The sequence below is a fragment of the Stutzerimonas chloritidismutans AW-1 genome (genome assembly GCF_000495915.1).
Taxonomy (GTDB): domain Bacteria; phylum Pseudomonadota; class Gammaproteobacteria; order Pseudomonadales; family Pseudomonadaceae; genus Stutzerimonas; species Stutzerimonas chloritidismutans.
On sequence record NZ_AOFQ01000060.1, the window covers coordinates 1 to 22714 of the forward strand.

Sequence of the window (22714 nt, forward strand, 5' to 3'; positions counted from 1 at the left end):
TGTCCTGTCTTCCCAACCCCGCCATTACGCCGCCACGCAGGGCGTGAAGACGGGCTATTCAGAGCCCGTGCCTGTCGGCTAGCTGACAGTCTCCGCAGGCCCTCTAACTCGCCTTTTTTCCCAATTTTTCGATCTCGAGCCGGCCACGGATTGCGGGAATTATCTGCAATTATCTCGACATAGATAATTGATCAATTATTAGCCGCCGCAGGCAGGTTGCGAATCGTGTTGAGGCTCTTCTGCGAGTGCAACCAAACGGCTGATCCATCCTTTCTCTCTAGATGGCTGTAGCGATTGGGCGCGAATCCTATTCCGACTGCCGATTGCCGCGCCGCAGTTCGTTGATCAGTGTCAGGATTGTTGCTAGGTTTCTGACATATTTCAAAAACTAGCCATCCATGAAATCCCTTCCCGCGGCAATCATCGAACACAGCAGGCTTCTTCCTGAAGGAGGCATTCTTGCACCAAACGAATTCCTTCATTTGGCTAGCCGTGCTGCGGTGGACAAAGCATTCTCTCGATTAGCCAAGGGCGGGGAGTTGATGCGGATTTCACGTGGCCTCTATGTCGCGCCGGTCACTGGGCGCTTCGGCAAACGCGCGCCGGCGACGGAGAAGGTCGTCAGTGCGATAGCTTCGAAAAGCCATCAGGTAATCGCGTTAAGCGGTGCCCGCGCAGCGAACCTTCTAGGGCTGACGCAGCAGGTGTCGATTAAGGAAGTATTTATCACCGGCGGACGGCCGAGAACCCTGCAATTTGGCAAAATTCAGGTGAGAATCGAACATGCGCCACAGTGGCAGGTCGCCCTCGGAGCGACCATTACTGGCGACGCTGTACGTGCACTTGCCTGGTTGGGCAAACCCCACGCCCAAGAGGCAGTCGCGAAGCTGCGCACGTGCCTGTCGAATAGCGATTGGCAGGTCTTGAAATCGCATAGATCCAAGCTTCCTGCGTGGATGGCTGAAGCGATTGAGCACGAAGCAGCTTTTGCTTGAGCAAGGCTTCTAATCTATTCGTTTAAATACAGTAGGTTAGAGAACGAATGTCCTAATTTTTGCCTTATCTCGGCATGACTCAGTTGCGCCCTGAAAAAGTCTATATAAAACATGCGGATAGGAGGGAAGTGAGTGAATTTTCCCTTTATCTCGGCATGACCCCTGCAATGCGTCAGGCCCTGGAAAATCCCTTCTACTACCTCGAAAACTTCCGACAGGTTCTGGCCTGGGTGAGCCGTCACCACAGTGATCTGCTGGATGAAACCGAGCTGGCATTTATCGAGCGTTTCGCCCTGTTGCCGCAGCCTTCCCAGGCGCTGCTGGTGCGCATGGTGATGCGCAAGGGCATGCTGTTTCGAGCAAGCAAGCTGCGTTATCCGGAGATTGGCTGCTCACGTCGCGCGCTAGAGCCATTGATCGATCAGGGGTGGGTCGATGCGTCTTCGGCCCTGACGCTCGAGCAGCTGTTCGCTTTGCTGACCAAAGGCGAGCTGCTGCAGGTGTTCGGGTCGTCTGCATCAGCCAGCCTGCGCAAGGCCGAGCTGCTGGATAAGCTGCGCGCCGACCACCAGATGGCCAAGCCGTTTCAGGCGTGGTGCAGCCAGATCGAAGACGCGGTATTTGCGTTATGCATCGACGAGCTCTGTGAGCGCCTGCGTTTGCTGTTCTTCGGCAACATCCATCAGGACTGGTCCGAGTTCGTTCTGGCCGACCTCGGCATCTACCGTTACGAGCAGGTCGTCTTCTCGCCCAGCTCCCGCGCCTTCAACTGCCGCGCCGAGCTGGATGCCTATCTGCATCTGCATCGTTGCCGCGAGCGTTTCGATACCGGCGAGCCATTGAGCGACGTGCTGGCCGACGTTCCCGATGAGTCCTATGCCAACGCCTGGCTGGAAAGCCGCCGCGGCAAGCTGCTGCTGAGCATCGGCCAGCAGTTCGAACGCATCGGTGACCTGCCGGAAGCCCTGCGCCTGCATGCCTCCAATAGCTATCCCGGTGCCCGCGAGCGCGCGATTCGCGTGCTCGAACGCTGTGGCCAGCCTGCAGCAGCGCTGGAGCTGCTGGATCAGGCGCAGGCTGCGTCGCAGAGTGAGCACGAACTGCAGCAACTGCAGCGAATCAAGCCGCGCCTGCAGCGCAGCCTGGGTATTCCTGCGCTGCGCTCACTCAACCGCAAGCCGGAGCAGCTCGACCTGATCCTGCCCCGGGCCGGCTGTAGCGTCGAGCATGCGGTGCGCGAGCACCTGTCGATACCAGACGCGCCGGTCTACTACGTCGAGAATGCCCTGGTCGGCTCGTTGTTCGGCTTGCTTTGCTGGGACGCGATCTTCGCACCGTTGCCCGGTGCGTTCTTCCACCCTTTCCACTGGGCGCCGGCCGATCTGAATCGTGCGGATTTTCATCAACGGCGTGCCGACCTGTTTGCCGCATGCCTGGCCTGTCTCGACAGTGACGACTACCGCGACTGCATCTGGCGCACCTTCCAGGCAAAGCTCGGCATTCATAACGCGTTCGTTGCCTGGGGGCTGCTCGACGAGGAGCTGTTGACCCATGCCCTGACGTGCATTCCCGCCGCGCATCTGAAGCTGATGTTCCAGCGCATCCTCGCCGATGTTTGCGGCAATCGCACTGGCCTACCGGACCTCATCCAGCTGTGGCCCGAAGAACGCCGCTACCGGATGATCGAGGTGAAAGGCCCGGGCGACCGCCTGCAGGACAACCAGAAGCGCTGGATCGATTACGCCCATCAGCACGGTCTGCCGATTGCGGTCTGCCATGTGCAATGGGCTGAGGTCATGGCGTGAGCTATCGGGTCGCGGTGCGCGCGCTCTGCGAATTCACCGCCAAGGTCGGCGATCTGGACCTGCGCTTCACACCCTCGCCCACCGCGCTGGAAGGCATCGCCGGCCACGCCCAGGTCAGCGCCAGGCGCGGCGAGGGCTACGAACGTGAAGTGGCTCTGGAGGGCCAATACGGAAAACTCATGGTGCGCGGCCGCGCCGATGGCTACGACCCGGCGCGGAACCGCCTGGAAGAAATCAAAACCTTCCGCGGGGATCTGGAACGTCAGCCGGCCAACCATCGGCAATTGCACTGGGCGCAGGCGAAGATCTACGGCTGGCTGATGTGTCAGACGCGCCAGCTCGACGAGGTCGAGCTGGCACTGGTCTATTTCGACGTCGCCAGCCACAAGGAAACCCTCTTCGTCGAACGCCACGGAGCACGGAGCCTGCGCCTTTTTTTCGAAACCCAGTGTCAGGCGTTTCTCGACTGGGCCGAACAGGAACTGGCCCATCGCGACGCGCGCAATCAGGCGCTCACCGCGCTGGGTTTTCCTCATGCCGATTTCCGCACCGGCCAGCGGCAACTCGCCGAGGCGGTGTACAAGGCAGCCTGTACCGGCACCACGCTCATGGCGCAAGCGCCGACCGGTATCGGCAAGACCCTGGGCACGCTGTTTCCGCAGCTCAAGGCGTTTCCCGGCCAGCAGCTCGACAAGCTGTTCTTTCTCGCTGCCAAGACCTCCGGCCGCCGCCTGGCGCTGGATGCACTGCAAACGCTACAGCGCAACGGCGCGGGTGAATTGCGTGTGCTCGAGTTGATCGCACGTGACAAGGCCTGCGAGCACCCGGACAAGGCCTGTCACGGCGAATCCTGCCCGTTGGCGAAGGGTTTCTATGATCGTTTGCCCGCGGCCCGAGCAGCGGCATTGCAGCACAGCATGCTCGACCAAGCGGCCCTGCGAGAGGTCGCCCTCGCCCATCAGGTCTGCCCCTATTACCTCAGCCAGGAGCTGGCGCGCTGGGCGGACGCCGTGGTCGGCGACTACAACTACTATTTCGACATCAGCGCCCAGCTCTACGGCCTGACGCTCAACAATGACTGGCGTATCAGCGTGCTGGTGGACGAAGCGCACAACCTGCTCGAACGCGCGCGCGGCATGTACAGCGCCGAGCTCGATCAGCGGGTCTTTGCCGGTCTCGGCGGCAAGGCGCCGGCGCCCTTGAAACGCCCGCTGGGTCGGGTACAGCGCTGCTGGAACGACCTGCATCGCGAGCAGCTGGCGAATTATCAGGTGCAGCCCGAGCTGCCGCTCAAGCTGCTCGGCGCGCTGCAACAGGCCGTCAGCGCCGTCACCGATTACCTTGGCGAACAGCCCGGCGGGCTGGATGCAGAGCTGCAACGGGCCTATTTCGATGCCATGCATTTCTGCCGGATCGCCGAACTGTTCGGCGAGCATTCGTTGTTCGATATCAGCCTGTTACCCGCAACTGGCCGCGGCAAGACCAAGCGTTCGATGCTGTGCCTGCGCAATGTGGTTCCAGCGCCCTTCCTCGCGCCACGGTTAGAACAGGCTCGTTCGACGGTGCTGTTCTCGGCCACGCTGAACCCGCGCCGGTTCCATGCCGATATGTTGGGCCTGCCCACGGGTAGCGCCTGGATCGAGGTCGAATCGCCATTCCAGGCCGATCAGCTGCGGGTATGCCTGGCCGAGCATGTCTCGACCCGCTATCAGCACCGCCAGGCCTCGCTGGGTGCCGTGGTCGCGCTCATCGCCCAGCAATATCGCGAGCGCGCCGGCAACTACCTGGCGTTCTTCAGCAGCTTTGATTACCTGCAACAGGTGACCGCCCTGCTGCGCGAGCAGTATCCGGACGTGCCCTTCTGGGAGCAGACTCGCGGCATGCAGGAAGCGGCCCGCAGTGCATTTCTCGACCGATTCACCGAACACAGCAAGGGCGTCGGTTTTGCGGTGCTCGGCGGCGCATTCGCCGAAGGCATCGACCTGCCAGGCAACCGCTTGATTGGCGCTTTTATCGCCACCCTCGGCCTGCCACAGGTCAATCCGGTCAACGAGCAGTTCAAGGCACGCCTTGAGCAGCTATTCGGCCGCGGCCTGGGTTACGACTACACCTACCTCTACCCCGGGCTGCAGAAAGTCGTGCAGGCTGCGGGGCGGGTTATCCGCACACAGAGCGATGAAGGAGTCGTGCACCTGATCGACGACCGTTTCGGCCGGTCGCAGATACGCCGCCTGCTGCCGAGCTGGTGGCAGCTTTCGCCAGTTTCCAGCGACTGAGGCCACGCAACGGCGCCGTTCGGGTTGCGTGGTGTCCGGAGGCTCGCTATAGTCCTGCGCCGCCGATTCCCCATCGGCGCACTGCTACGCAGCCTCCGCCCGGATGGCGAAATTGGTATACGCAAGAGACTTAAAATCTCTCATCCGAAAGGGTATGCGGGTTCGACCCCCGCTCCGGGCACCAGTCTTTACGCGGCTTTCAGCCTTCCAGCTTTCGCCCTGTCATTTGCGCATTGCTGTGCAATTGACCCGAGCACTCCCGTCACCACTGTAACGCCTGGCAAACTCCTTACCCACCGAACGCAATGACCAGCCTGGTTGTTGGCTAAGTTCATATCGAACTTACCGGCACTCACTGTTGCCGTTATCAATGTCCAGAAAGATAGCGTGTGCGTAATTGTGTCTACAGACACATAAGATGCTATCCTGAGTCCATGGAATTAATCGAGCAATTGCCATGACTGCGACTCTTCAGGCACCCGCGTTTACCAAAGACCAGTGCGCCGCCGGCCTTCGAACCGCGGTGAACGTTCTCGAAAAATGGCAGGCGTCTACCGAACAGGCCTGTCGGATACTGCGTATCTCCCGCAGTACTCACGCACGGGCCAAACTCCGCAATGCAGATTGGTCGGTCAGTCTGGACCCCGACCAGATGCAGCGCGTCAGTTTTATTCTCAACATCCACGCAGCACTGCGGCTGATCTTCGATAACCCGGAAAACACTTGCGGCTTTGCGGCAATGCCCAATCACAACGAATTCTTCAACGGGCGATCGCCACTGGAGGTAATGGCTCAGGGGGACATGATTTCCCTGTACGAGTCGTTCCGCCGTATCGACAGCCTGCGAGGCGCGCAGTGGTAGTGCCGAAAGGGCTTCCCGTGCGGGCCGATGCCCGTTGTCAGGCCTATCGGCTGGTGAACTCCAAGTATCCCCCCATCGACCTGTTCGATGACGTAGCCGACGCCGAGGAATTTGAAATCCTCTATCAGTTACAGGCGCTGACAAACCCGAGATTGCACAACGAAACTGGCCGCCTTGAGCTGATTCCTCGGTCAGAAATACCATTCGGCATTCCGGGCTGCTCCTACGCTACGGCGCCGTTCACCCACGTGAATCCAGCCGGCTCTCGTTTCAGCGATGGCAGCTACGGCGTGTTGTATCTGGCCGACAGCATGGAAACGGCACTGGCCGAGGTGCGGTATCACCAGGAGCACTACTGGTCGAATGTCGTAGGCTTGAACTTCGAGCGGTTCGTTTTCCGCGGGTTGTCATGTCAGTTCAACGAGGCCGGGCTGCTGGATGCCACGAGCGTGTCGATGTCGGATCCGATCTACGACGCGGATGATTACTTCCAGTCCCGCCAGTTCGGTCGCCTCGCCAGGCAAGAGGGATTCCCCGGGTTGCGGTATCACTCGGTACGTAGCCCAGGCCGGCACTGCTGGGCACTCATGACGCCGCGGCGCGTACTGTCCATCGTTCAGACCGCACACTACGAGATGATCTGGAACGCTGGCATCACCAGCGTCAGCGCGATCACCGAAGTCTGATGCTGGCGCGTTAGCCGTCTTCTCCTCCCTGCACCGGCCATCCGATTGCGCCGTGCTGCCAAACCGCTGTAACAATCATCGCGCATCGTCTGCTCATGGACTCCCCATGGCGCAAGGACGCTCCACCGAACTCACGACGTGAGGACGCGAACATGAGCAAGCGATCACTCGAAGAACTGGTTACCCGATCGGATATCAGTGCACTCCAGCCCATGGTGCATTGGCGCCGCGGGCGTCGTAACGGTCATGACAAGGCCGGGCCGAACGCTGCCGCACTGATTCAGCGCGCCGCACATGATATCGGCATGCTGAGAACCGCTGTACACAGCTGAGCTCGACTCCTGTCAGGCCTCGCGAACGGGTCGCAAGGCCTGTTCCAGAGCTTTTCTGTGGCCTTGACGGCTGTCAATGGCAAAAATAGTAAGCAGCCTATCTTTCGCTCCGATGTCAACCAAGGAGCGGCACATGAAGAACCTGCATCCCCATCATCTGACCCCCTACCTGCTGAGCGCTGGGCTGTTATGCAGTCCGGCGGTTTTCGCTCAGGAAACCTTCAGCAGCTTGTTCACCGACGCGAAACCGATTCTGGATGTGCGCTATCGCTACGAGCACGTCGATCAGGACAACGCACTTGAGCACGCCAACGCCCAGACGCTGCGCACCCGCGTCGGCTTTCAGACCGGCAAGTGGTACGGCCTGTCGGCTCTGGTCGAGGCAGACAACGTAAGCCGCCTGGGTGATGCGGCCTACAACAGCACACGCAACGGCCAGACCGATTACTCCGTGGTAGCCGACCCCGAGGGCAGCGAAATCAACCAGGCGCTGTTGCGCTACGACCACGAACTCGGCAGCGCCATTGTCGGCCGTCAGCGCATCAATCTGGACAACCAGCGCTTCGTCGGTGGCGTCGGTTGGCGGCAGAACGAACAAACCTACGACGGCGTGCTGGGCCAGCTGCAACCGCTCGACAAGCTGACCCTGACTTACGCCTACATCAACAACATCAACACGATCTTCGGCCCGGGCGACAACCGTTTCGACAATCGCGCCAACCCGGCCAATATCGAAGGCCACAGCCATCTGTTCAACGCCCGCTACGCTCACTCACCGGCGCTGACGGCCACCGCCTACAGCTATCTGCTGGGACTGGACAACATCGCCGCTGCCCCCGCCGCTGCGCTCGGCACCCTGTCCAGCAAGACCACAGGTCTGCGTCTGAACGGTGCCCTCCACGGCATCAGCTATGCGCTTGAATATGCACGCCAGCAGGACTACGCCGACAATCCACAGGAGCTGAGCAGCGAGTACTACCTGGCCGAACTTGGCTACGCCCTCAAGGGTGCGACTCTTAAAGCGGGCGTGGAAGTACTGGGCGGCGACTCGGGGCCGGGCAATCGCGCCTTCCAGACGCCGTTGGCCACCAAGCACGCCTTTCAGGGCTGGGCCGATACCTTCCTCTTGACGCCGGCGGACGGTGTGCAGGACGTTTACCTGGGGGGCACACTATCGCTCTTCGGCGGCACGCTGCAGGCCTGGTACCACGATTTCCGCGCCGAACGCGGCGGCGAGCAGTACGGGGAAGAGATCAACATCGGTTACAGCCGCGCCATCCCGCTGGTCAAAGGGCTGGTCGCAACGGTCAAGTACGCCGGCTATGACGCGGACGACTATTCGGTGGACACCGAGAAACTCTGGGCACAACTGCAGTACACCTACTAAGCGATACGGGTCGGGCGTGCGCGCCCGACCTTCCCTAATCAGCTATTGCGTGTGACGAGGCAGACGCAGCGAGATAATCGCGGCGAGCAGCACGAAGAGTGACGAAACCCACAGGCAAGCCTGCAACCCATAGGCCTGGAACACCCAGCCGGAGAGCAGGGTACCGATCAACCGCCCCATGGCGTTGGACATGTAGTAGAAGCCCACGTCCAGCGAAACGCCGTCTTCCTTGGCATAGCTGACAATCAGGTAGCTATGCAACGAGGAGTTCACCGCGAACAGCGCACCGAATAGCAGCAGCCCACCGATCAGCACCCATTGGGGCGATGCATCAGTTGTCAGGCCCACAGCGATTGCCGCGGGTAGCGCCGCCAGCAGCGCGGCCCAGATGAAGGCCGCACGCCCATCCGGTACCTTGCCGCTGCGCTTGCCGGTAATGGCCGGCGCCATCGACTGGACGATGCCGTAGCCGATGATCCAGCAGGCCAGAAAGCCACCGACCATCCAGAAATTCCAGCCGAAGACGGTGCTCAGGTACACCGGTAGCGCGATGACGAACCAGACATCACGAGCCCCGAAGAGAAATAGCCGCGCGGCCGACAGCACGTTGATTGCCTGGCTTTTGGAGAGGATGTCCTTGAACTTCGGTTTGGCCTTCGCCTTGCCAAGATCCTTTTTCAACAGCACCAGGCTGCCGATCCAGATCACGGCTAGCACCGCAGCCATCGCCAGGACCGCGCCGCCGAATCCCAGCAGCGTCAGCAGTGCGCCACCGAGGAAAAACCCCACGCCCTTGAGGGCGTTCTTCGAGCCGGTGAGGATGGCCACCCACTTGTACAGCGTGCCCTGCTGGCTGTCGGGTACCAGGAGCTTGATCGAGCTCTTGGCCGACATCTTGTTCAGGTCCTTGGCGATACCGGACAACGCCTGCGCACCCATCACCCAAGGCACCGTCAGCCACGCCGCTGGCACGGTGAGCATCAGCAGCGCCACCACCTGCATCGCCAGGCCAAGGTTCATCGTCCGGTTCAGGCCGAGTCGAGCGCCGAGATAGCCGCCAACCAGATTGGTGACAACACCAAACACCTCGTAGAACAGGAACAGCGCCGCGATCTGCAGTGGCGTGTAGCCCAACGAATGGAAATGCAGCACCACCAGCATGCGCAGCGCGCCGTCGGTGAGCGTGAACGCCCAGTAGTTACCTGTGACGATCAGGTACTGGCGCACCTCGGGGGACAATCTGGCAAAGGCTTGCATGGTCGGTTCCGGATTGATTGAGCAGGTGTACTGCGCAGCTAGATTGGCGATGGCGTGGCATGCCGAGAAAAGAGTCGGGGATTCGAGTCACGGATTTGCCGTAGGGTGGGCTCCAGCCCACCCTACCTGCCCTTCTTCCATAGCCCGCACCGCTCTCAGCGAACGCCTCTCAGCGGCATCTCACCCTGCCAGCCCCACCATGCGCGCCAGCTCCACGGTGCGGTTGGCGTAGCCCCATTCGTTGTCGTACCAGGCGTAGATCTTCACCTGAGTGCCGTTGACCACCATGGTCGACAGCGCATCGATGATCGACGAGCGCGGGTCGGTGCGGTAGTCGATGGAAACCAGCGGCCGCTCCTCATATCCGAGGATGCCCTTCAGCTCGCCCTCTGCCGCGGCCTTGAGCAGCTGGTTCACCTCAGCGGCATCGGTAGCGCGCTCCACTTCGAACACGCAATCGGTCAGCGAGGCATTGGCCAGCGGCACGCGCACGGCATGGCCGTTCAGCTTGCCGCGCAGCTCCGGGAAGATTTCAGCGATCGCCGTGGCCGAGCCGGTAGTCGTGGGAATCAGGCTCATGCCCGAGGCCCGAGCGCGGCGCAGGTCCTTGTGCGGCTGATCGAGAATGCTCTGGGTATTGGTCAGGTCATGGATGGTGGTGATCGACCCGTGGCGGATGCCGAGCTGCTCATGGATCACCTTGACCACCGGCGCCAGGCAGTTGGTGGTGCAGGATGCCGCGGTGACGATGCGATGCTGCGCCGGATCGAACAGACTATCGTTGACGCCCATGACGATGTTCAGTGCACCCGGCTCCTTCACCGGCGCGCTGACCACGACGCGTTTGACGCCCTGCTCCAGATATTGCTGCAGCACGGCAACGGTCTTCATCTTGCCGCTGGCCTCGATGACCAGATCGCAGCCCGACCAGTCGGTTTCGCTGATCGCCTTGTTGGCGCTGACCTTTACCCGCTGACCGTCGATCACCAGACAGTCGCCATCGGATCCCGCTTCGTGTTGCCAGCGACCGTGAATGGAGTCGAAGTTCAGCAGGTGCGCATGGGTCGCCGCGTCCCCTGCCGGATCGTTGATCTGCACGAAGTCCAGCTCCGGCCAGTCCCACGCTGCGCGCAGTGCCAGACGTCCGATGCGGCCGAAGCCGTTGATGCCAACTTTGATGCTCATGGATGACTCGCTTTTGAAAGGTGAATCAGGAAGTTCGTGGCGCAAACATGATGATCGCCATGCCCAGCATCGCAACGGCGCAGCCAAGCAGGTCCCACCAGGTCGGGCGAACACCATCGACCAGCCACAGCCAGACCAGCGCCACGCCGACATACACGCCGCCGTACGCCGCATACACGCGCCCGGCGGCGGTGGGATGCAGCGACAGCAGCCAGGCGAACAGCGCGAGGGAAAGCGCAGCTGGCAGCAGCAACCAGATACTCTTGCCCTGTTTCAGCCAGAGGTATGGCAGATAGCAGCCGACGATCTCCGCTATCGCGGTAATGACGAACAGGCCAAGCGTATTCAGCATGCGAAGCCCGTCATGCGCCGAAGCGTTCGATCCAGCCGACATGGGCCGGATGCTGGATAGCCTTGGGGCGCAACGCCTGGACGCTGGCGATGGCGGTTGCGCGCGGCACGTCGCGGTCTATCAGGATGCGCGCTGCGATCAGGCCCGTACGACCGGAGCCGCCCTTGCAGTGAATGGCGATGCGCTTGCCGGCATCCAGCAGCTCATTGATCCGATCCGCCGACTGTTCCCAGGCCTGGTCGAAGTCCGCCAGCGGCACCTGTTCGTCAGCCACCGGCAGGTGAAACCACTCGAGGCCGCGCTCGGCACAGAGCTGCGTCAGCTGCGTCGCTTCGTTGCGCGCCAGCTCTTCAGCAGGCATCAGGGTGATCAGCGCGTCAGCGCCGGCCGCTTGCAGGGTAGCCAGCGCCTCGTCGACGCTGGTGCCCTTGCTGCCGGGGCACGGTGTGAAGATCAGCTGACCGGCGCTGCCGGGTACATCGAGGATGTCGTAGGGATGGGACACGCGGGCGATTCCTGAAAGTCAGATGGAGCGTTGATTGACGCGACGGGACAGCGCTTCGGCCGACTCCTTGCGTTCCGAATAACGATCGACCAGGTAGTCGGCCCGACCGCGTACCAGCAGGGTGAACTTGATCAGCTCCTCCATCACATCCACCACGCGGTCGTAGTAGGCCGAGGGCTTCATCCGGCCGGCGTCGTCGAATTCGAGAAAGGCCTTGGCCACCGAGGACTGGTTCGGGATGGTGATCATGCGCATCCAGCGGCCCAGCACGCGCATCTGGTTCAGTGCGTTGAACGACTGAGAGCCGCCACTGACCTGCATGATCGCCAACGTCTTGCCCTGTGTCGGCCGCACCGCGCCCATGGCCAGCGGCACCCAGTCGATCTGCGCCTTGAACACCGCACTCATCGAGCCGTGACGCTCCGGCGAACACCACACCTGACCTTCCGACCACTGCATCAGCTCGCGCAGCTCCTGCACCTTCGGATGGCTGTCCGGTGCATCGTCCGGCAGCGGCAATCCGGACGGATTGAATATGCGCGTCTCGGCACCGAAACGCTCGAGCAGGCGCGCAGCTTCCTGTACCAGCAGGCGACTGTAGGAGCGCTCCCGGTTAGAGCCATAGAGCAGCAGGATGCGTGGCCTGTGTTCTGGACCTGCCGGCAGAGCAAGCTTGTCCAGATCAGGCATATCCAGCAGATCTGGGTCGATATTGGGCAGATCGTCGTTCATTAGGCATGTCCTGCTAGGTTCAAAGTGTGCCGATGCGTGCCAGCTCGGTTCTCAGCGTAGCGGCATCCAGTTGAGCGAGCGGTAGCGCGAGAAACGCGGTGAAACGTAGCTTGAGTCTGAACAGCGTGGCATCGAACGCCGCTTTTATTTCCTCGGGACCACCGACGCTCTCGGAAGGATCGGCAAGCCCCCAGTGCGCCTTGGTGGCTGGGCCGAAATGCACCGGGCACGATTCGCCAGCGGCCTTGTCGCAGACGGTAATGACGAAGTCGGGATTCAGCGCCTGATGCGCGTCGCTGCTCTTGCTATACAAGCCATCAGCCGCAATGCCGGCCCGCGCCAGCGCCTCAAGCGTCAGTGGATTGATTTCGCCTCTTGGCTCGCTGCCGGCGCTGAACGCGCGCATGCCGGCCGGCGCGAGATGGTTAAACAGCGCCTCGGCCAGAATGCTGCGGCAGCTGTTGGCGGTGCAGAGAAAGAGAATCTTCATGGTCGTTCTTGATTCAGGCGCATGAGCTGGCGCGTTCTGGGCGGTTGCGCATACTTTCGAGGCGCTGCACGTTATCGCCCAGCCAATTCTTGTTGGCGGCCAGGATCGGCTGCAGCATGTCGGTCACCCAGTCAGGCAGGTGCGGGTGGAGTCGGTAGTAAACCCATTGGCCCTGACGGCGGTCTTCCAGAATTCCGCATCCGCGCAGCAGCGCCAGATGCCGCGAGATCTTTGGCTGGCTTTCATCCAGAGCACAGGTCAGCTCGCAGACACACAATTCGCCTTCACGGGCGACGAGCAACGCGATCCGCACGCGAGTCTCGTCTGCCAGGCATTTGAATACAGTGGTAGGTGTCAGGTGCTCGACCATTGATATCTTCTCAGCGCTTGTTCTTGACCAACACGAACATCTTGATCCGCTCATGTATCTCGTGAAGCGTGTGCCGGTAGGCATCCGGTTGGTCGCTGGTGGCAGGGTCTTCGAAGTTCCAGGCGATGTACTCGCCCGCACCAGGCAGTGCAAGGCATTCCAACGATGACTTATCACACAGCGTGATCACGAAATCGAACGGTTGCCCTTCCACTTCCTCCAGCGATTTGCTGTGCAATCCCACTGTCGCAACGCCAAGCTGCTCGAGCGCTGCCAACGCTCGTAGATCGACCTGGGTGGGAGCGGTGCCTGCACTGAACGCCTCGAAGTGCTCCGAATCGGTATGCCGCAGCAACGCCTCGGCGAGCTGGGAGCGTGCCGAGTTGGCGACGCAGACGAACAGGACACGCGATTTGTAGGCCATGAAGTCGTTTCCCATAACATATGCTTGGCCGAATATATTGCTTAGCGCATAAGCAAGTAAAGCTCTCTCGAGCTAGGCCAGCTATTTACTGCGCGCTGTCAAAGGCGAGTTTGTTGCGCCGGAACAAGAGGCGTATATTCCGCATCGCATATATTTATTCGAACGAATGTCCGCCTTTACGGAAGCCGCTTGATGACAGCACCCAATGTTCTCGATGTCATCATCATTGGCGCAGGACAGTCCGCCCTGACGACTGCGTACTTTCTGCGCCGCACGTCGCTGTCCTATCTGCTGTTGGATGAACAGCCCAGTCCCGGCGGCGCATGGCTGCACGCCTGGGAGTCGCTGAGACTGTTCTCACCCGCCGCCTGGAGCTCGATTGCCGGCTGGCCGATGCCTGCTCCGGTCGAGCCGGGCAATCCCACGCGCAGCGATGTTATCGATTATTTGCGACGCTACGAAGATCGCTACCGGTTTCCCATTCAGCGATCGGTTCGAGTCGATACGATCAGCCGCCTCGACGATCTCTGGCTTGTGCGAGCAGGCGATCAGCATTGGCTGGCTCGCGCAGTCATCAGTGCGACGGGCACCTGGAGCAAGCCTTTCATTCCGCCTTATGAAGGGCGCGAGCTTTTTCAGGGTGCGCAGATTCACTCGGCTCACTACCGTGACCCTGGTCCCTTCGCAGGTAAACGGGTGATGGTGGTAGGCGGTGGAAACTCCGGCGCGCAGGTCCTCGCCGAGCTATCCAGAGTCAGCGAGACACGCTGGGTCACTCAGGAGCCACCTGCGTTTCTGCCCGACGATGTCGACGGCCGCGTGCTGTTCGAGCGCGCCACCGCGCGCTGGAAGGCGCAGCAGGAGGGACACAGCATCGACGAGCCGGCCGGCGGCTTCGGTGACATCGTCATGGTGCCGCCGGTGCGCGAAGCTCGCGAGCGCGGCGTTCTGGTGGCCGAGCGCCCCTTCGCGCGCTTCACCGAAACGGGAGTCGAGTGGGCGGATGGGCGTCGTGAGGACCTGGACGCGGTGATCTGGTGCACAGGTTTCCGCCCGGCACTGGATCATCTTCGTGAACTCGGCATCATCGAGGCCGATGGCAAAGTACAGGTAGAAGGAACCCGTGTCGTGAAGCAACCCAATCTCTGGCTGGTGGGCTACGGCGACTGGACCGGCATGGCATCTGCCACGCTGATCGGCGTCACTCGCACGGCGCGAAGTACCGTCGATGAGGTAGTTCAGGCACTTGCCGCAACGTCCCCGCAGCGCCCCTAGCAACCACCGATGCAATCCCGATCATCATGCGAAAAGGTGTAATTAGCGATGTCCAGTCAATGTGAAGTGGCCGGGAAGAAAGCGGCCGGCGTCCCGCTCGGATTCTTCGAGCGTTATCTGACGCTCTGGGTCTTTCTCTGCATCGTTGCCGGCACCCTCCTCGGTCTGGGACTGCCCGCTGCCGCACAAGCGGTCGGCGCGCTGGAAATCGCCCATGTGAACATTCCGGTCGGCCTGCTGATCTGGGTGATGATCATCCCGATGCTAATGAAAATCGATTTCTCGGCGCTGCGGGAGGTTTATGCACAACGGGCGAGCATGGGCATCACGCTGTTCGTCAACTGGGCGGTCAAGCCATTCACCATGGCCCTGCTCGGCTGGGTATTCATAAAACATGTCTTCGCGCCGTGGCTCCCGGCTTCCGAGCTCGATAGCTACATGGCTGGCCTGATCCTCCTGGGCGCCGCACCCTGCACGGCGATGGTTTTCGTCTGGAGCAATCTCTGCAACGGCAACGCCAATTTCACCCTGACCCAGGTGGCGCTGAACGACGTGGTAATGGTGTTTGCCTTTGCGCCAATCGTCGCCCTGCTGCTCGGCGTGTCGTCGATTCCAGTGCCCTGGGATACCCTGTTGCTCTCGGTAGTGATGTACATCGTCATTCCGCTGGCCATCGCCCAGTTCATTCGCGGCCGGCTGATGAAGCGCGGTGAGCCGGCCTTTCAGGCGGCACTGGCGAAGGTGCAGCCATTTTCCATCGTGGCGTTGCTGGCGACCCTCGTCCTGCTGTTCTCCTTCCAGGGCGAAGCGATCGTGGCCCAGCCGTTGATCATCGCCATGCTCGCGGTACCGATCCTGCTGCAAACACTATTCATCGCCGGGCTCGGCTACTGGCTCAACCGTCGCTTCCTGGTTCGCCATGATGTTGCCGGCCCATCTGCAATGATCGGTGCTTCGAATTTCTTCGAACTAGCGGTTGCCGTTGCAATCGTGCTCTATGGTTTCAATTCCGGTGCGGCCCTTGCGACTGTTGTGGGCGTGTTGATCGAGGTGCCGGTTATGCTCTGGCTGGTGCGCAGCATCAACCGCAGCCGTGACTGGTACAACCGGGCGTTGCCGGCTGATTGAGCTGGAACCACTCACCTTCGCTTGACCCTGATCAGCAGGGCGGCGCGCAGGCTGACTACCATCGATGCAGACGCCTGAGAGGACCACAGACATGGACAGCCCCGCACAAGAGCAGCCTGCCTCGACCAGTGACACACCAATTTCGCTGAGAGCGCACTTGGGTAATTTCTGGCGGCGCCATCCCACCGAAGCCAAAGTGCTGCTCGGAATGTGCGCGGCGTTCCTGCTGATCTTCTTCCTGCCGATGGGCCAGCCCCGTTTCGAAAACGCAGTACTGGAAGGCCTGCGCCTGACGCAGTGGTACGCCCGTGAACATGTGATCCTCTGCCTGCTGCCAGCCTTCGTCATCGCGGGCGCAATGGCCGTCTACATCAGCCAGGGCGCAGTGATGAAGCACCTGGGCCCGGCTTCGCCGAAGCCCGTGGCGTTCGGTGTGGCATCCATCGCCGGCACGCTGCTGGCGGTGTGCTCCTGCACCGTATTGCCGCTGTTTGGCGGCATCTACAGGCGCGGTGCCGGCTTGGGTGCAGCAATCGCCTTTCTCTATTCGGGGCCGGCGATCAACGTCATGGCCATCGTGGTCACCGCCAAGGTGCTTGGCGCCGAGCTCGGGATCGCTCGAGCCGTTGGTGCCATCGTGTTCGCCTTGGTAATCGGCGCCATCATGCACCTGCTCTACCGCCGCGAGGAGGCTGCACGTGCGGCCAAAAGTGCCCGCGGTTTCGCCGGTGACGACGACGGGCACCCGCTCGGCGACATCGTCGCCTTGTTCAGCTTGATGATCGGCATTCTGGTATTCGCCAACTGGGCCAGCGCGGAGAACTCGGCCTGGATGGCCGTGCATGCCTGGAAGTGGCCGATCACCGCAACCCTCGCCATCTTGCTGGCGTCATTGCTGGTGCGTCGCTGGAACTGGTCGGTACGACCGTTGTTCATGATTGGCGCGCTGGTCGCTGCGAGCGCTCTGCTTGCGCCTCAATGGCCAGAGCTTGCCATGGTCATAGGCATCGCGGGGTTGATGCTACAGGCCAGTCGCCAGAACGCAGCAAGCCAGGAATGGGTCGGTCAGAGCTGGGACTTCACCAAACAGATCATGCCGTTACTGCTTGGCGGGGTGCTGATCGCCGGCATGCTGCTCGGCCGCCCCGGCCACGAAGGGCTGATTCCCAGCGAGTGGGTCGTCTGGGCTGTGGGCGACAACAGCTTCACGTCCACCCTCCTCGCCTCGGTCCTCGGCGCCTTCATGTATTTTTCTACCCTGACCGAAGTGCCCATCGTGGAAGGTCTGTTGGGCGCAGGAATGGGCAAGGGCCCGGCACTGGCAATCCTGTTGGCGGGGCCTGCATTGTCGCTACCGAACATGCTGGTGATTCGTACCGTGCTCGGCACGCAGAAAACGATCGTGTACTGCTCGCTGGTAGTGGTCATGGCCACGCTCAGCGGCTATCTCTATGGCCAACTGATGTGAGGACGACAATGAAACTGACTGTTTATGGGTCTGGCTGCGCCAAGTGCCAACAGCTTTGCGCCAACGCCGAAGCTGCCGCGCGGCGACTCGGCCTGGAGTTCGAGGTCGAGAAAGTCACCGACGTAAACGCCATCATCGACGCGGGCGTCATGCGCACCCCTGCGCTCGCAGTTGATGAGGAGATTGTCGTGGAGGGCAAGGTGCCGAGCAGCGATGAGCTTGAGCAGCTGCTGGGCTGAGTGATCCCATCGCAATGCTGCAAATGCGGCACGACTGTCGAACGGAACCGTCCTGTGCAGTTCACGACCTCATAGTTGAACTGTCAGGAGGAGCGAGAAGTGTCCGATTCGATGACGTACCTGGCCATAGCGGCCGCGGGAGCGCTGATAGCCGCGAATCTGCTTGCGATCATCAGCGTCTTCAAAAGTGAGCGAACCGTAGGCGCAAAGGCGCTTTGGGCAATCGGTATTGCCGTCTTCCCGATACTGGGACTGCTGTTCTGGTTGCTGGTCGGCTTGCGCCGGGCGCGCTGATCAGGGCTTCAGCCCCAACAGATACAGCGCTTTGCCAAGCACCCTTACCGAATCGGCATGTTTGCCAGCCTGATGCAGCTGCTCGCCCTCAGCACGCAACTCACGAACTTGCTGCAGCGTAGCGGCATCCTTGGGCGGATTGGTTTCGAGCTGCTCATCAATCTTGGCCATGTCCATGGGACAGTGCATCGCCAGCAGCGGCGTGCTGAACAGGACGGCAAGGGTAAAAGCTGTGAGGCGTCGCATGGCTGTTCTCCTCGCGCGAAAGGCGCTCTCGAAGTATAGATAGCCTTTACGGAGTCGCTCGTTGCCAAACTAATTGGCGTATCAAGATGCTTGGCTTTTAGCCGCGCAAAAGAAAAAGCCCCAAGCAACTAGTTGCTTGGGGCTTTTCAATATGGAGGCCGATGTCGGAATCGAACCGGCGTACACGGATTTGCAATCCGCTGCATAACCACTCTGCCAACCGGCCTCAAAACGAAGGCGCCGCATTATTACTGCGGCGCGATCTTACAAACTGGAGCGGGAAACGAGACTCGAACTCGCGACCCCGACCTTGGCAAGGTCGTGCTCTACCAACTGAGCTATTCCCGCGTTGTCTTGGTGACGGACGCCATTCTATACAATCGAATGCTGCCGTCAACCCCTTGATTAAAAAAGTTTTTATTTCTTTTCTGAGGTGCTCAGGTGCGGCCAGGCAGCCATCAGGTAATTGATCATCGACCAAAGCGTCAGCCCCGCCGCCACGATCAACAGCGCATAACCCAGCCCGACCCAGATTGTTGGCTGCGGCGGATTGGCCAGCAGGATCACCAGCGCGACCATCTGCGCAGCGGTCTTCCACTTGCCCAGGTTCGACACCGCCACCTGCGCGCGAGCGCCCAGCTCGGCCATCCATTCGCGCAAGGCCGAGACGACGATCTCCCGACCGATGATGATTGCTGCCGGCAATGTCAGCCAGAGGTTCGAATGCTCTTCGACCAGCAACACCAGCGCTACAGCGACCATCAGCTTGTCGGCCACCGGATCGAGAAAGGCACCGAACGGCGTGCTTTGCTCGAGACGGCGCGCCAGGTAGCCATCGAGCCAGTCGGTCAGCGCCGCAACGGTGAATACTGCACTCGCGGCCAGGTAGCTCCAGTAGAACGGGAGATAGAACAGCAGAATGAAGATGGGTATCAGCAGCACGCGTAGAACGGTGAGCAAGTTCGGGATATTCATCGGTACCACTGATCGGCGGAATTCGGGGACAGTTTACTCACTGTGCAGGGCGGCATAAATCGACTCGGCAAGCTTTTTACTGATGCCGGGAGCCTTGGCGATCTCGTCGAGGCTGGCTCTGCACAGTTCCTGAAGACCGCCGAAATGCGTAAGCAGTTCGCGACGGCGCTTCGGTCCGATGCCAGGGACACCTTCGAGCGTCGAGGTTCGCCGCGCTTTTCCGCGTCTGGCACGGTGGCCGGTAATGGCGAAACGGTGCGCCTCGTCGCGCACCTGCTGGATCAGGTGCAGCGCCGGCGAGTCTGCGGGAAGCGTGAACTCGTGAGCCGCATCGTTGAGGTAAAGGGTTTCCAGCCCCGGCTTGCGCGTCACACCCTTGGCCACGCCGAGCAGGATCAGATCCGGCACGGCCAGTTCTTCGAGCACTTCACGCGCCATGTTCAGCTGGCCCTTGCCGCCATCGACCAGCAGGATGTCCGGTAGCTTGCCCTCGCCCTCCGCTGCCTTGCGGAAACGCCGGGACAGCGCCTGGTGCATCGCCGCATAGTCATCACCCGCGGTAACACCCTCGATGTTGTAGCGTCGATAGTCCGACTTCAGCGGTCCCTCCGGCCCGAAGACCACGCAGGACGCCACCGTCGCCTCGCCGCTGGAATGGCTGATGTCGAAGCATTCCAGGCGCATCGGCGGTTCGTCGAGTTCCAGCGCTTCGGCCAGCGCGTCGAACCGAGCGGACAGATGCTGACGATTGGCCAGGCGTGCAGCCATCGCCTGTTCCGCGTTGGTCAGCGCCAGCTGCTGCCAGCGCGCACGCGTGCCACGTACGCGATGGGTAATGGTCAGATCGAAGCTGCGCAGCTCGGCGATGGCACTGATCAGCGTCGGAAAGTCCTCGTGCACGGCGTTGACGATCAGCTCTCCCGGCAGATCGCGTTCGGCGGCTCCCAGGTAGTACTGCTCGAGAAACGCCTGCAGCACCTCGGCGACACTTTCCTCGATAGCCACCTGCGGGAAGAAATTCTTGCTCCCCAGCACCCGGCCGCCACGCACGGTGATCAGGTGAACGCAGGCGCCGCCCGGGCTGACCACCGCGGCGACGATATCCACGTCGCCAGTACCGCCCTCCATGCTCTGCTGATCCTGCACGCGACGCAGGATGCCGATCTGATCGCGAATCTCGGCGGCACGCTCGAAATCGAGGTTCATCGCCGCCTTTTCCATATTGCGTGACAGCTCTTCGGCCAGCGCATTGCTACGGCCTTCGAGGAACATGACCGAATGTCGTACGTCCTCGGCGTATTCCTCCGGCTCGACCAGATTTACGCACGGCGCCTTGCAGCGCTTGATCTGGTACTGCAGGCAGGGACGTGTGCGGTTGCGGTAGTAGCTGTCTTCGCATTGGCGTACGAAGAAAGCCTTCTGCAGCAGGCTCAGGCTTTCGCGGATCGCGCCGGCGCTCGGATAGGGGCCGAAGTAGCGTCCCGGCTCCTTCTTCGCGCCCCGGTGAATACTCAGTCGTGGAAACTCACCGGCCGAGAGGAACACATAGGGATAGGACTTATCGTCCCGCAGCAGGATGTTGTAAGGCGGTCGCCATTGTTTGATCAGGGTCTGCTCGAGCAGCAGCGCCTCGGTCTCGTTGGCGGTGATGGTGGTTTCGACCTGAGCGATCTTGGCCACCAGTGCGGCGGTCTTCGGCGCCTGGCCCGTCTTGCGGAAATAGCTGGCCAGACGCTTCTTGAGATTCTTGGCCTTGCCGACGTAGAGCAGTTTGGCCTGTGCGTCGAACATGCGGTAGACGCCCGGCCGGCCGCTGCAGGCGGCCAGGAACGCCGATGGGTCGAAGGTTTCGCTCATCAGTTGACGGTGTCGACCATCCCGTGGCGAACCGCCAGCAGGGCAAGCTCGACATCACTGGTAATCGACAGCTTTTCGAAGATGCGATAACGATAGGTGTTGACTGTTTTCGGCGAGAGACAGAGCTTGTCGGAGATGCTCTGCACCTTCTGGCAGTTGGCGATCATCAATGCGATCTGGATTTCCCGCTCCGAGAGCAGATCGAATGGCGATTCGCTGAGCTGCGGCTGGAAGGATTTGAGCGCCAGTTGCTGGGCGATCTGCGGGCTGATGTAGCGCTGACCACCGAATACCATGCGAATGGCCTGCACCATTTCTTCCAGCGCCGCACCTTTGGTCAGATAACCCGCCGCGCCAGCCTGCAGGAGGCGCGTCGGGAAAGGGTCTTCTTCACATATGGTCACAGCGATGACCTTCAGATCGGGGTAGCTGCGCAGCAGCTTGCGGGTCGCCTCGAGGCCACCGATGCCCGGCATCTTGACGTCCATCAGCACCACATCAGGCTTCAGTTCCCGCGCCTTGCGGATGGCGTCTTCGCCGGAATCCGCCTGGCCTATCACCTGAAGACCGGAGATGTCCGCCAGCATGCGACTGATGCCCGTGCGAACCAGATCGTGGTCATCGACCACCAGCACCCTAATCAAGCAGACACCTCATTGACCGTACTAAAAGCTGGCTGGCTGCTCGCTTTTTCAGGAGCGAACTCTATCAAAAAAATCATCGGCCTGGCCGATCACGACGCAGGTAACTGATCGAGATCATAACTCCATCGCCTCTGCCGACGAATTGCATGCTGAACGCCGATGAACGGCCAAAGTCACAAACCAGATGGCCACTTCCCTGGATTTCCCATGCTTACCCTGATCGCCGCACTGGTGCTGACGGCCACTCACATGCTGGCTGGTAGACTGAGCAAACTCCACCAGTTACCGCGTAGCCGCTGGCTATCCGCGGCCGGCGGCGTCGCCGTTGCTTACGTCTTCGTCCACCTGCTCCCCGAGCTGGCCGACGGGCAGAGGGTGATGGAGGATAGCGGGTTCCACCCGCTGCGCTACCTGGAACACCATGCCTATCTGCTGGCACTGGTCGGCCTGGTCTGCTTCTACGGGCTCGAGCGGCTGATCAAGCAGCACCGCGACGAGCGGCCTGAAGGCGCACCTTCCCACGCGGGCGTGTTCTGGCTGCACATAGGTGCGTTTGCCGGTTACAACGCACTGATCGGCCATATCCTCGCCAACCGTGATTCCGGCCAGGCGCTGGAACTGGTTTGGTACACCGTGGCCATGTCGCTGCACTTCATGGTCAACGATGTGGCCCTTCAGCATGATCACCAAGACCTGTTTGCCCGACGCGGCCGCTGGATCCTGGCGGGGTCAACCCTGATCGGCTGGGCGTTCGGCTCGGTCATCGAGCTCTCGGAGCTGGGTGTGTCGGCCGTAACCGCCTTCATCGCCGGCGCGATCATCCTCAACGTCCTGAAGGAGGAGCTGCCGACGGAAAGGAACAGCCGATTCGGTGCATTCCTGCTCGGGTCGCTCGGCTACTCCTTCCTCCTATTGTTGATGTAGCCGAGC

25 protein-coding genes and 3 tRNA genes are annotated in these 22714 nt (G+C 61.1%); 14 read left to right on the plus strand and 14 right to left on the minus strand.

The annotated features are described in order from the left end of the window. Positions 1 to 398: 398 nt before the first annotated feature. From F753_RS44335 to F753_RS44370, 8 genes are all read left to right on the plus strand, one after another. Positions 399 to 995 carry a DUF6088 family protein gene (locus F753_RS44335; protein WP_031298263.1) on the plus strand — a complete coding sequence of 199 codons (597 nt, stop codon included), beginning with the start codon at positions 399 to 401 and terminating at the stop codon, positions 993 to 995. Positions 996 to 1162: 167 nt separating this feature from the next. Next, on the plus strand, positions 1163 to 2800 hold the full coding sequence (locus F753_RS44340) for a VRR-NUC domain-containing protein (RefSeq protein ID WP_023446598.1): 1638 nt from the start codon (positions 1163 to 1165) through the stop codon (positions 2798 to 2800). Further along, complete coding sequence (locus F753_RS44345) at positions 2797 to 5076, plus strand: ATP-dependent DNA helicase (protein ID WP_023446599.1); 2280 nt, start codon at positions 2797 to 2799, stop codon at positions 5074 to 5076. The genes F753_RS44340 and F753_RS44345 overlap by 4 nt, the downstream gene beginning before the upstream one ends. Before the next feature lie 97 nt (positions 5077 to 5173). Continuing rightward, a tRNA-Leu gene (locus F753_RS44350) sits at positions 5174 to 5260 on the plus strand. Positions 5261 to 5533: 273 nt separating this feature from the next. Next, on the plus strand, positions 5534 to 5938 hold the full coding sequence (locus tag F753_RS44355; RefSeq protein WP_023446600.1) for a hypothetical protein: 405 nt from the start codon (positions 5534 to 5536) through the stop codon (positions 5936 to 5938). Then, a complete protein-coding gene (locus F753_RS44360; protein ID WP_023446601.1) occupies positions 5938 to 6624 on the plus strand; it encodes an RES family NAD+ phosphorylase in 687 nt (228 codons plus the stop codon). Before F753_RS44355 ends, F753_RS44360 begins: the two co-directional genes overlap by 1 nt. Positions 6625 to 6776: 152 nt before the next feature. Beyond that, positions 6777 to 6956 carry a hypothetical protein gene (locus tag F753_RS44365; RefSeq protein WP_014820245.1) on the plus strand — a complete coding sequence of 60 codons (180 nt, stop codon included), beginning with the start codon at positions 6777 to 6779 and terminating at the stop codon, positions 6954 to 6956. Positions 6957 to 7089: 133 nt separating this feature from the next. Further along, the gene (locus F753_RS44370; RefSeq protein WP_023446602.1) at positions 7090 to 8343 is read left to right on the plus strand and encodes an alginate export family protein; all 1254 of its coding nucleotides are present in this window, start codon (positions 7090 to 7092) and stop codon (positions 8341 to 8343) included. A 42-nt stretch (positions 8344 to 8385) separates the two neighbouring features. Here the strand turns inward: F753_RS44370 and arsJ are convergent, their stop codons facing one another. The 8 genes from arsJ to F753_RS44410 all read right to left on the minus strand — a co-directional run bounded on the left by arsJ (position 8386) and on the right by F753_RS44410 (position 13658). Continuing rightward, entirely contained in the window at positions 8386 to 9600 is a 1215-nt protein-coding gene (gene arsJ / locus F753_RS44375) for an organoarsenical effux MFS transporter ArsJ (RefSeq protein ID WP_023446603.1), read from the minus strand. A 180-nt stretch (positions 9601 to 9780) separates the two neighbouring features. Beyond that, positions 9781 to 10785 (minus strand): ArsJ-associated glyceraldehyde-3-phosphate dehydrogenase, encoded by a 1005-nt coding sequence (locus F753_RS44380; protein ID WP_023446604.1) that lies wholly within the window; start codon positions 10783 to 10785, stop codon positions 9781 to 9783. 25 nt (positions 10786 to 10810) lie between these two features. After that, positions 10811 to 11137 carry a YnfA family protein gene (locus tag F753_RS44385; protein ID WP_003284967.1) on the minus strand — a complete coding sequence of 109 codons (327 nt, stop codon included), beginning with the start codon at positions 11135 to 11137 and terminating at the stop codon, positions 10811 to 10813. Positions 11138 to 11147: 10 nt separating this feature from the next. Continuing rightward, on the minus strand, positions 11148 to 11642 hold the full coding sequence (locus F753_RS44390; protein ID WP_023446605.1) for a cyclin-dependent kinase inhibitor 3 family protein: 495 nt from the start codon (positions 11640 to 11642) through the stop codon (positions 11148 to 11150). A gap of 18 nt (positions 11643 to 11660) precedes the next feature. Beyond that, positions 11661 to 12374: an arsenical resistance protein ArsH gene (gene arsH, locus F753_RS44395; protein ID WP_014820250.1), complete on the minus strand. Its 714-nt coding sequence runs from the start codon at positions 12372 to 12374 to the stop codon at positions 11661 to 11663. Positions 12375 to 12393: 19 nt separating this feature from the next. Continuing rightward, complete coding sequence (locus tag F753_RS44400; RefSeq protein ID WP_023446606.1) at positions 12394 to 12864, minus strand: arsenate reductase ArsC; 471 nt, start codon at positions 12862 to 12864, stop codon at positions 12394 to 12396. Between the two features lie 13 nt (positions 12865 to 12877). Beyond that, positions 12878 to 13234: a metalloregulator ArsR/SmtB family transcription factor gene (locus F753_RS44405; RefSeq protein WP_014820252.1), complete on the minus strand. Its 357-nt coding sequence runs from the start codon at positions 13232 to 13234 to the stop codon at positions 12878 to 12880. Between the two features lie 10 nt (positions 13235 to 13244). Then, positions 13245 to 13658, minus strand: a complete 414-nt coding sequence (locus F753_RS44410; protein WP_014820253.1) for an arsenate reductase ArsC — start codon at positions 13656 to 13658, stop codon at positions 13245 to 13247. A gap of 192 nt (positions 13659 to 13850) precedes the next feature. Here F753_RS44410 and F753_RS44415 point away from each other — a divergent pair, with 192 nt between their 5' ends. From F753_RS44415 to F753_RS44435, 5 genes are all read left to right on the plus strand, one after another. Further along, positions 13851 to 14933: an ArsO family NAD(P)H-dependent flavin-containing monooxygenase gene (locus F753_RS44415; RefSeq protein ID WP_023446608.1), complete on the plus strand. Its 1083-nt coding sequence runs from the start codon at positions 13851 to 13853 to the stop codon at positions 14931 to 14933. A gap of 48 nt (positions 14934 to 14981) precedes the next feature. Next, positions 14982 to 16061 (plus strand): ACR3 family arsenite efflux transporter, encoded by a 1080-nt coding sequence (gene arsB / locus F753_RS44420; protein ID WP_014820255.1) that lies wholly within the window; start codon positions 14982 to 14984, stop codon positions 16059 to 16061. Between the two features lie 157 nt (positions 16062 to 16218). Beyond that, a complete protein-coding gene (locus F753_RS44425) occupies positions 16219 to 17529 on the plus strand; it encodes a permease (RefSeq protein WP_023446609.1) in 1311 nt (436 codons plus the stop codon). 8 nt (positions 17530 to 17537) lie between these two features. Further along, the gene (locus F753_RS44430; RefSeq protein WP_023446610.1) at positions 17538 to 17768 is read left to right on the plus strand and encodes a thioredoxin family protein; all 231 of its coding nucleotides are present in this window, start codon (positions 17538 to 17540) and stop codon (positions 17766 to 17768) included. A 111-nt stretch (positions 17769 to 17879) separates the two neighbouring features. Next, positions 17880 to 18062 carry a PLDc N-terminal domain-containing protein gene (locus F753_RS44435; RefSeq protein ID WP_023446611.1) on the plus strand — a complete coding sequence of 61 codons (183 nt, stop codon included), beginning with the start codon at positions 17880 to 17882 and terminating at the stop codon, positions 18060 to 18062. On the opposite strand, the gene F753_RS44440 is transcribed toward F753_RS44435, so the two are convergent. The 6 genes from F753_RS44440 to gacA all read right to left on the minus strand — a co-directional run bounded on the left by F753_RS44440 (position 18063) and on the right by gacA (position 21784). After that, positions 18063 to 18308 (minus strand): hypothetical protein, encoded by a 246-nt coding sequence (locus tag F753_RS44440; protein WP_014820259.1) that lies wholly within the window; start codon positions 18306 to 18308, stop codon positions 18063 to 18065. It abuts the gene before it with no gap. 152 nt (positions 18309 to 18460) lie between these two features. Next, positions 18461 to 18534: transfer RNA gene (locus tag F753_RS44445), tRNA-Cys, on the minus strand. Positions 18535 to 18580: 46 nt separating this feature from the next. Then, positions 18581 to 18656 (minus strand) — tRNA-Gly (locus F753_RS44450). A 69-nt stretch (positions 18657 to 18725) separates the two neighbouring features. After that, positions 18726 to 19283, minus strand: coding sequence for a CDP-diacylglycerol--glycerol-3-phosphate 3-phosphatidyltransferase (gene pgsA / locus F753_RS44455; protein WP_003300236.1), 558 nt, complete (start codon positions 19281 to 19283; stop codon positions 18726 to 18728). A 33-nt stretch (positions 19284 to 19316) separates the two neighbouring features. Continuing rightward, complete coding sequence (gene uvrC / locus F753_RS44460) at positions 19317 to 21140, minus strand: excinuclease ABC subunit UvrC (protein ID WP_014820261.1); 1824 nt, start codon at positions 21138 to 21140, stop codon at positions 19317 to 19319. Next, positions 21140 to 21784 (minus strand): response regulator transcription factor GacA, encoded by a 645-nt coding sequence (gacA, locus tag F753_RS44465; RefSeq protein ID WP_003284948.1) that lies wholly within the window; start codon positions 21782 to 21784, stop codon positions 21140 to 21142. Before gacA ends, uvrC begins: the two co-directional genes overlap by 1 nt. A 207-nt stretch (positions 21785 to 21991) precedes the next feature. On the opposite strand from gacA, the gene F753_RS44470 reads away from it, so the two are divergent. Beyond that, on the plus strand, positions 21992 to 22708 hold the full coding sequence (locus F753_RS44470; protein WP_023446612.1) for a membrane protein: 717 nt from the start codon (positions 21992 to 21994) through the stop codon (positions 22706 to 22708). The last annotated feature ends 6 nt before the right edge of the window (positions 22709 to 22714 follow it).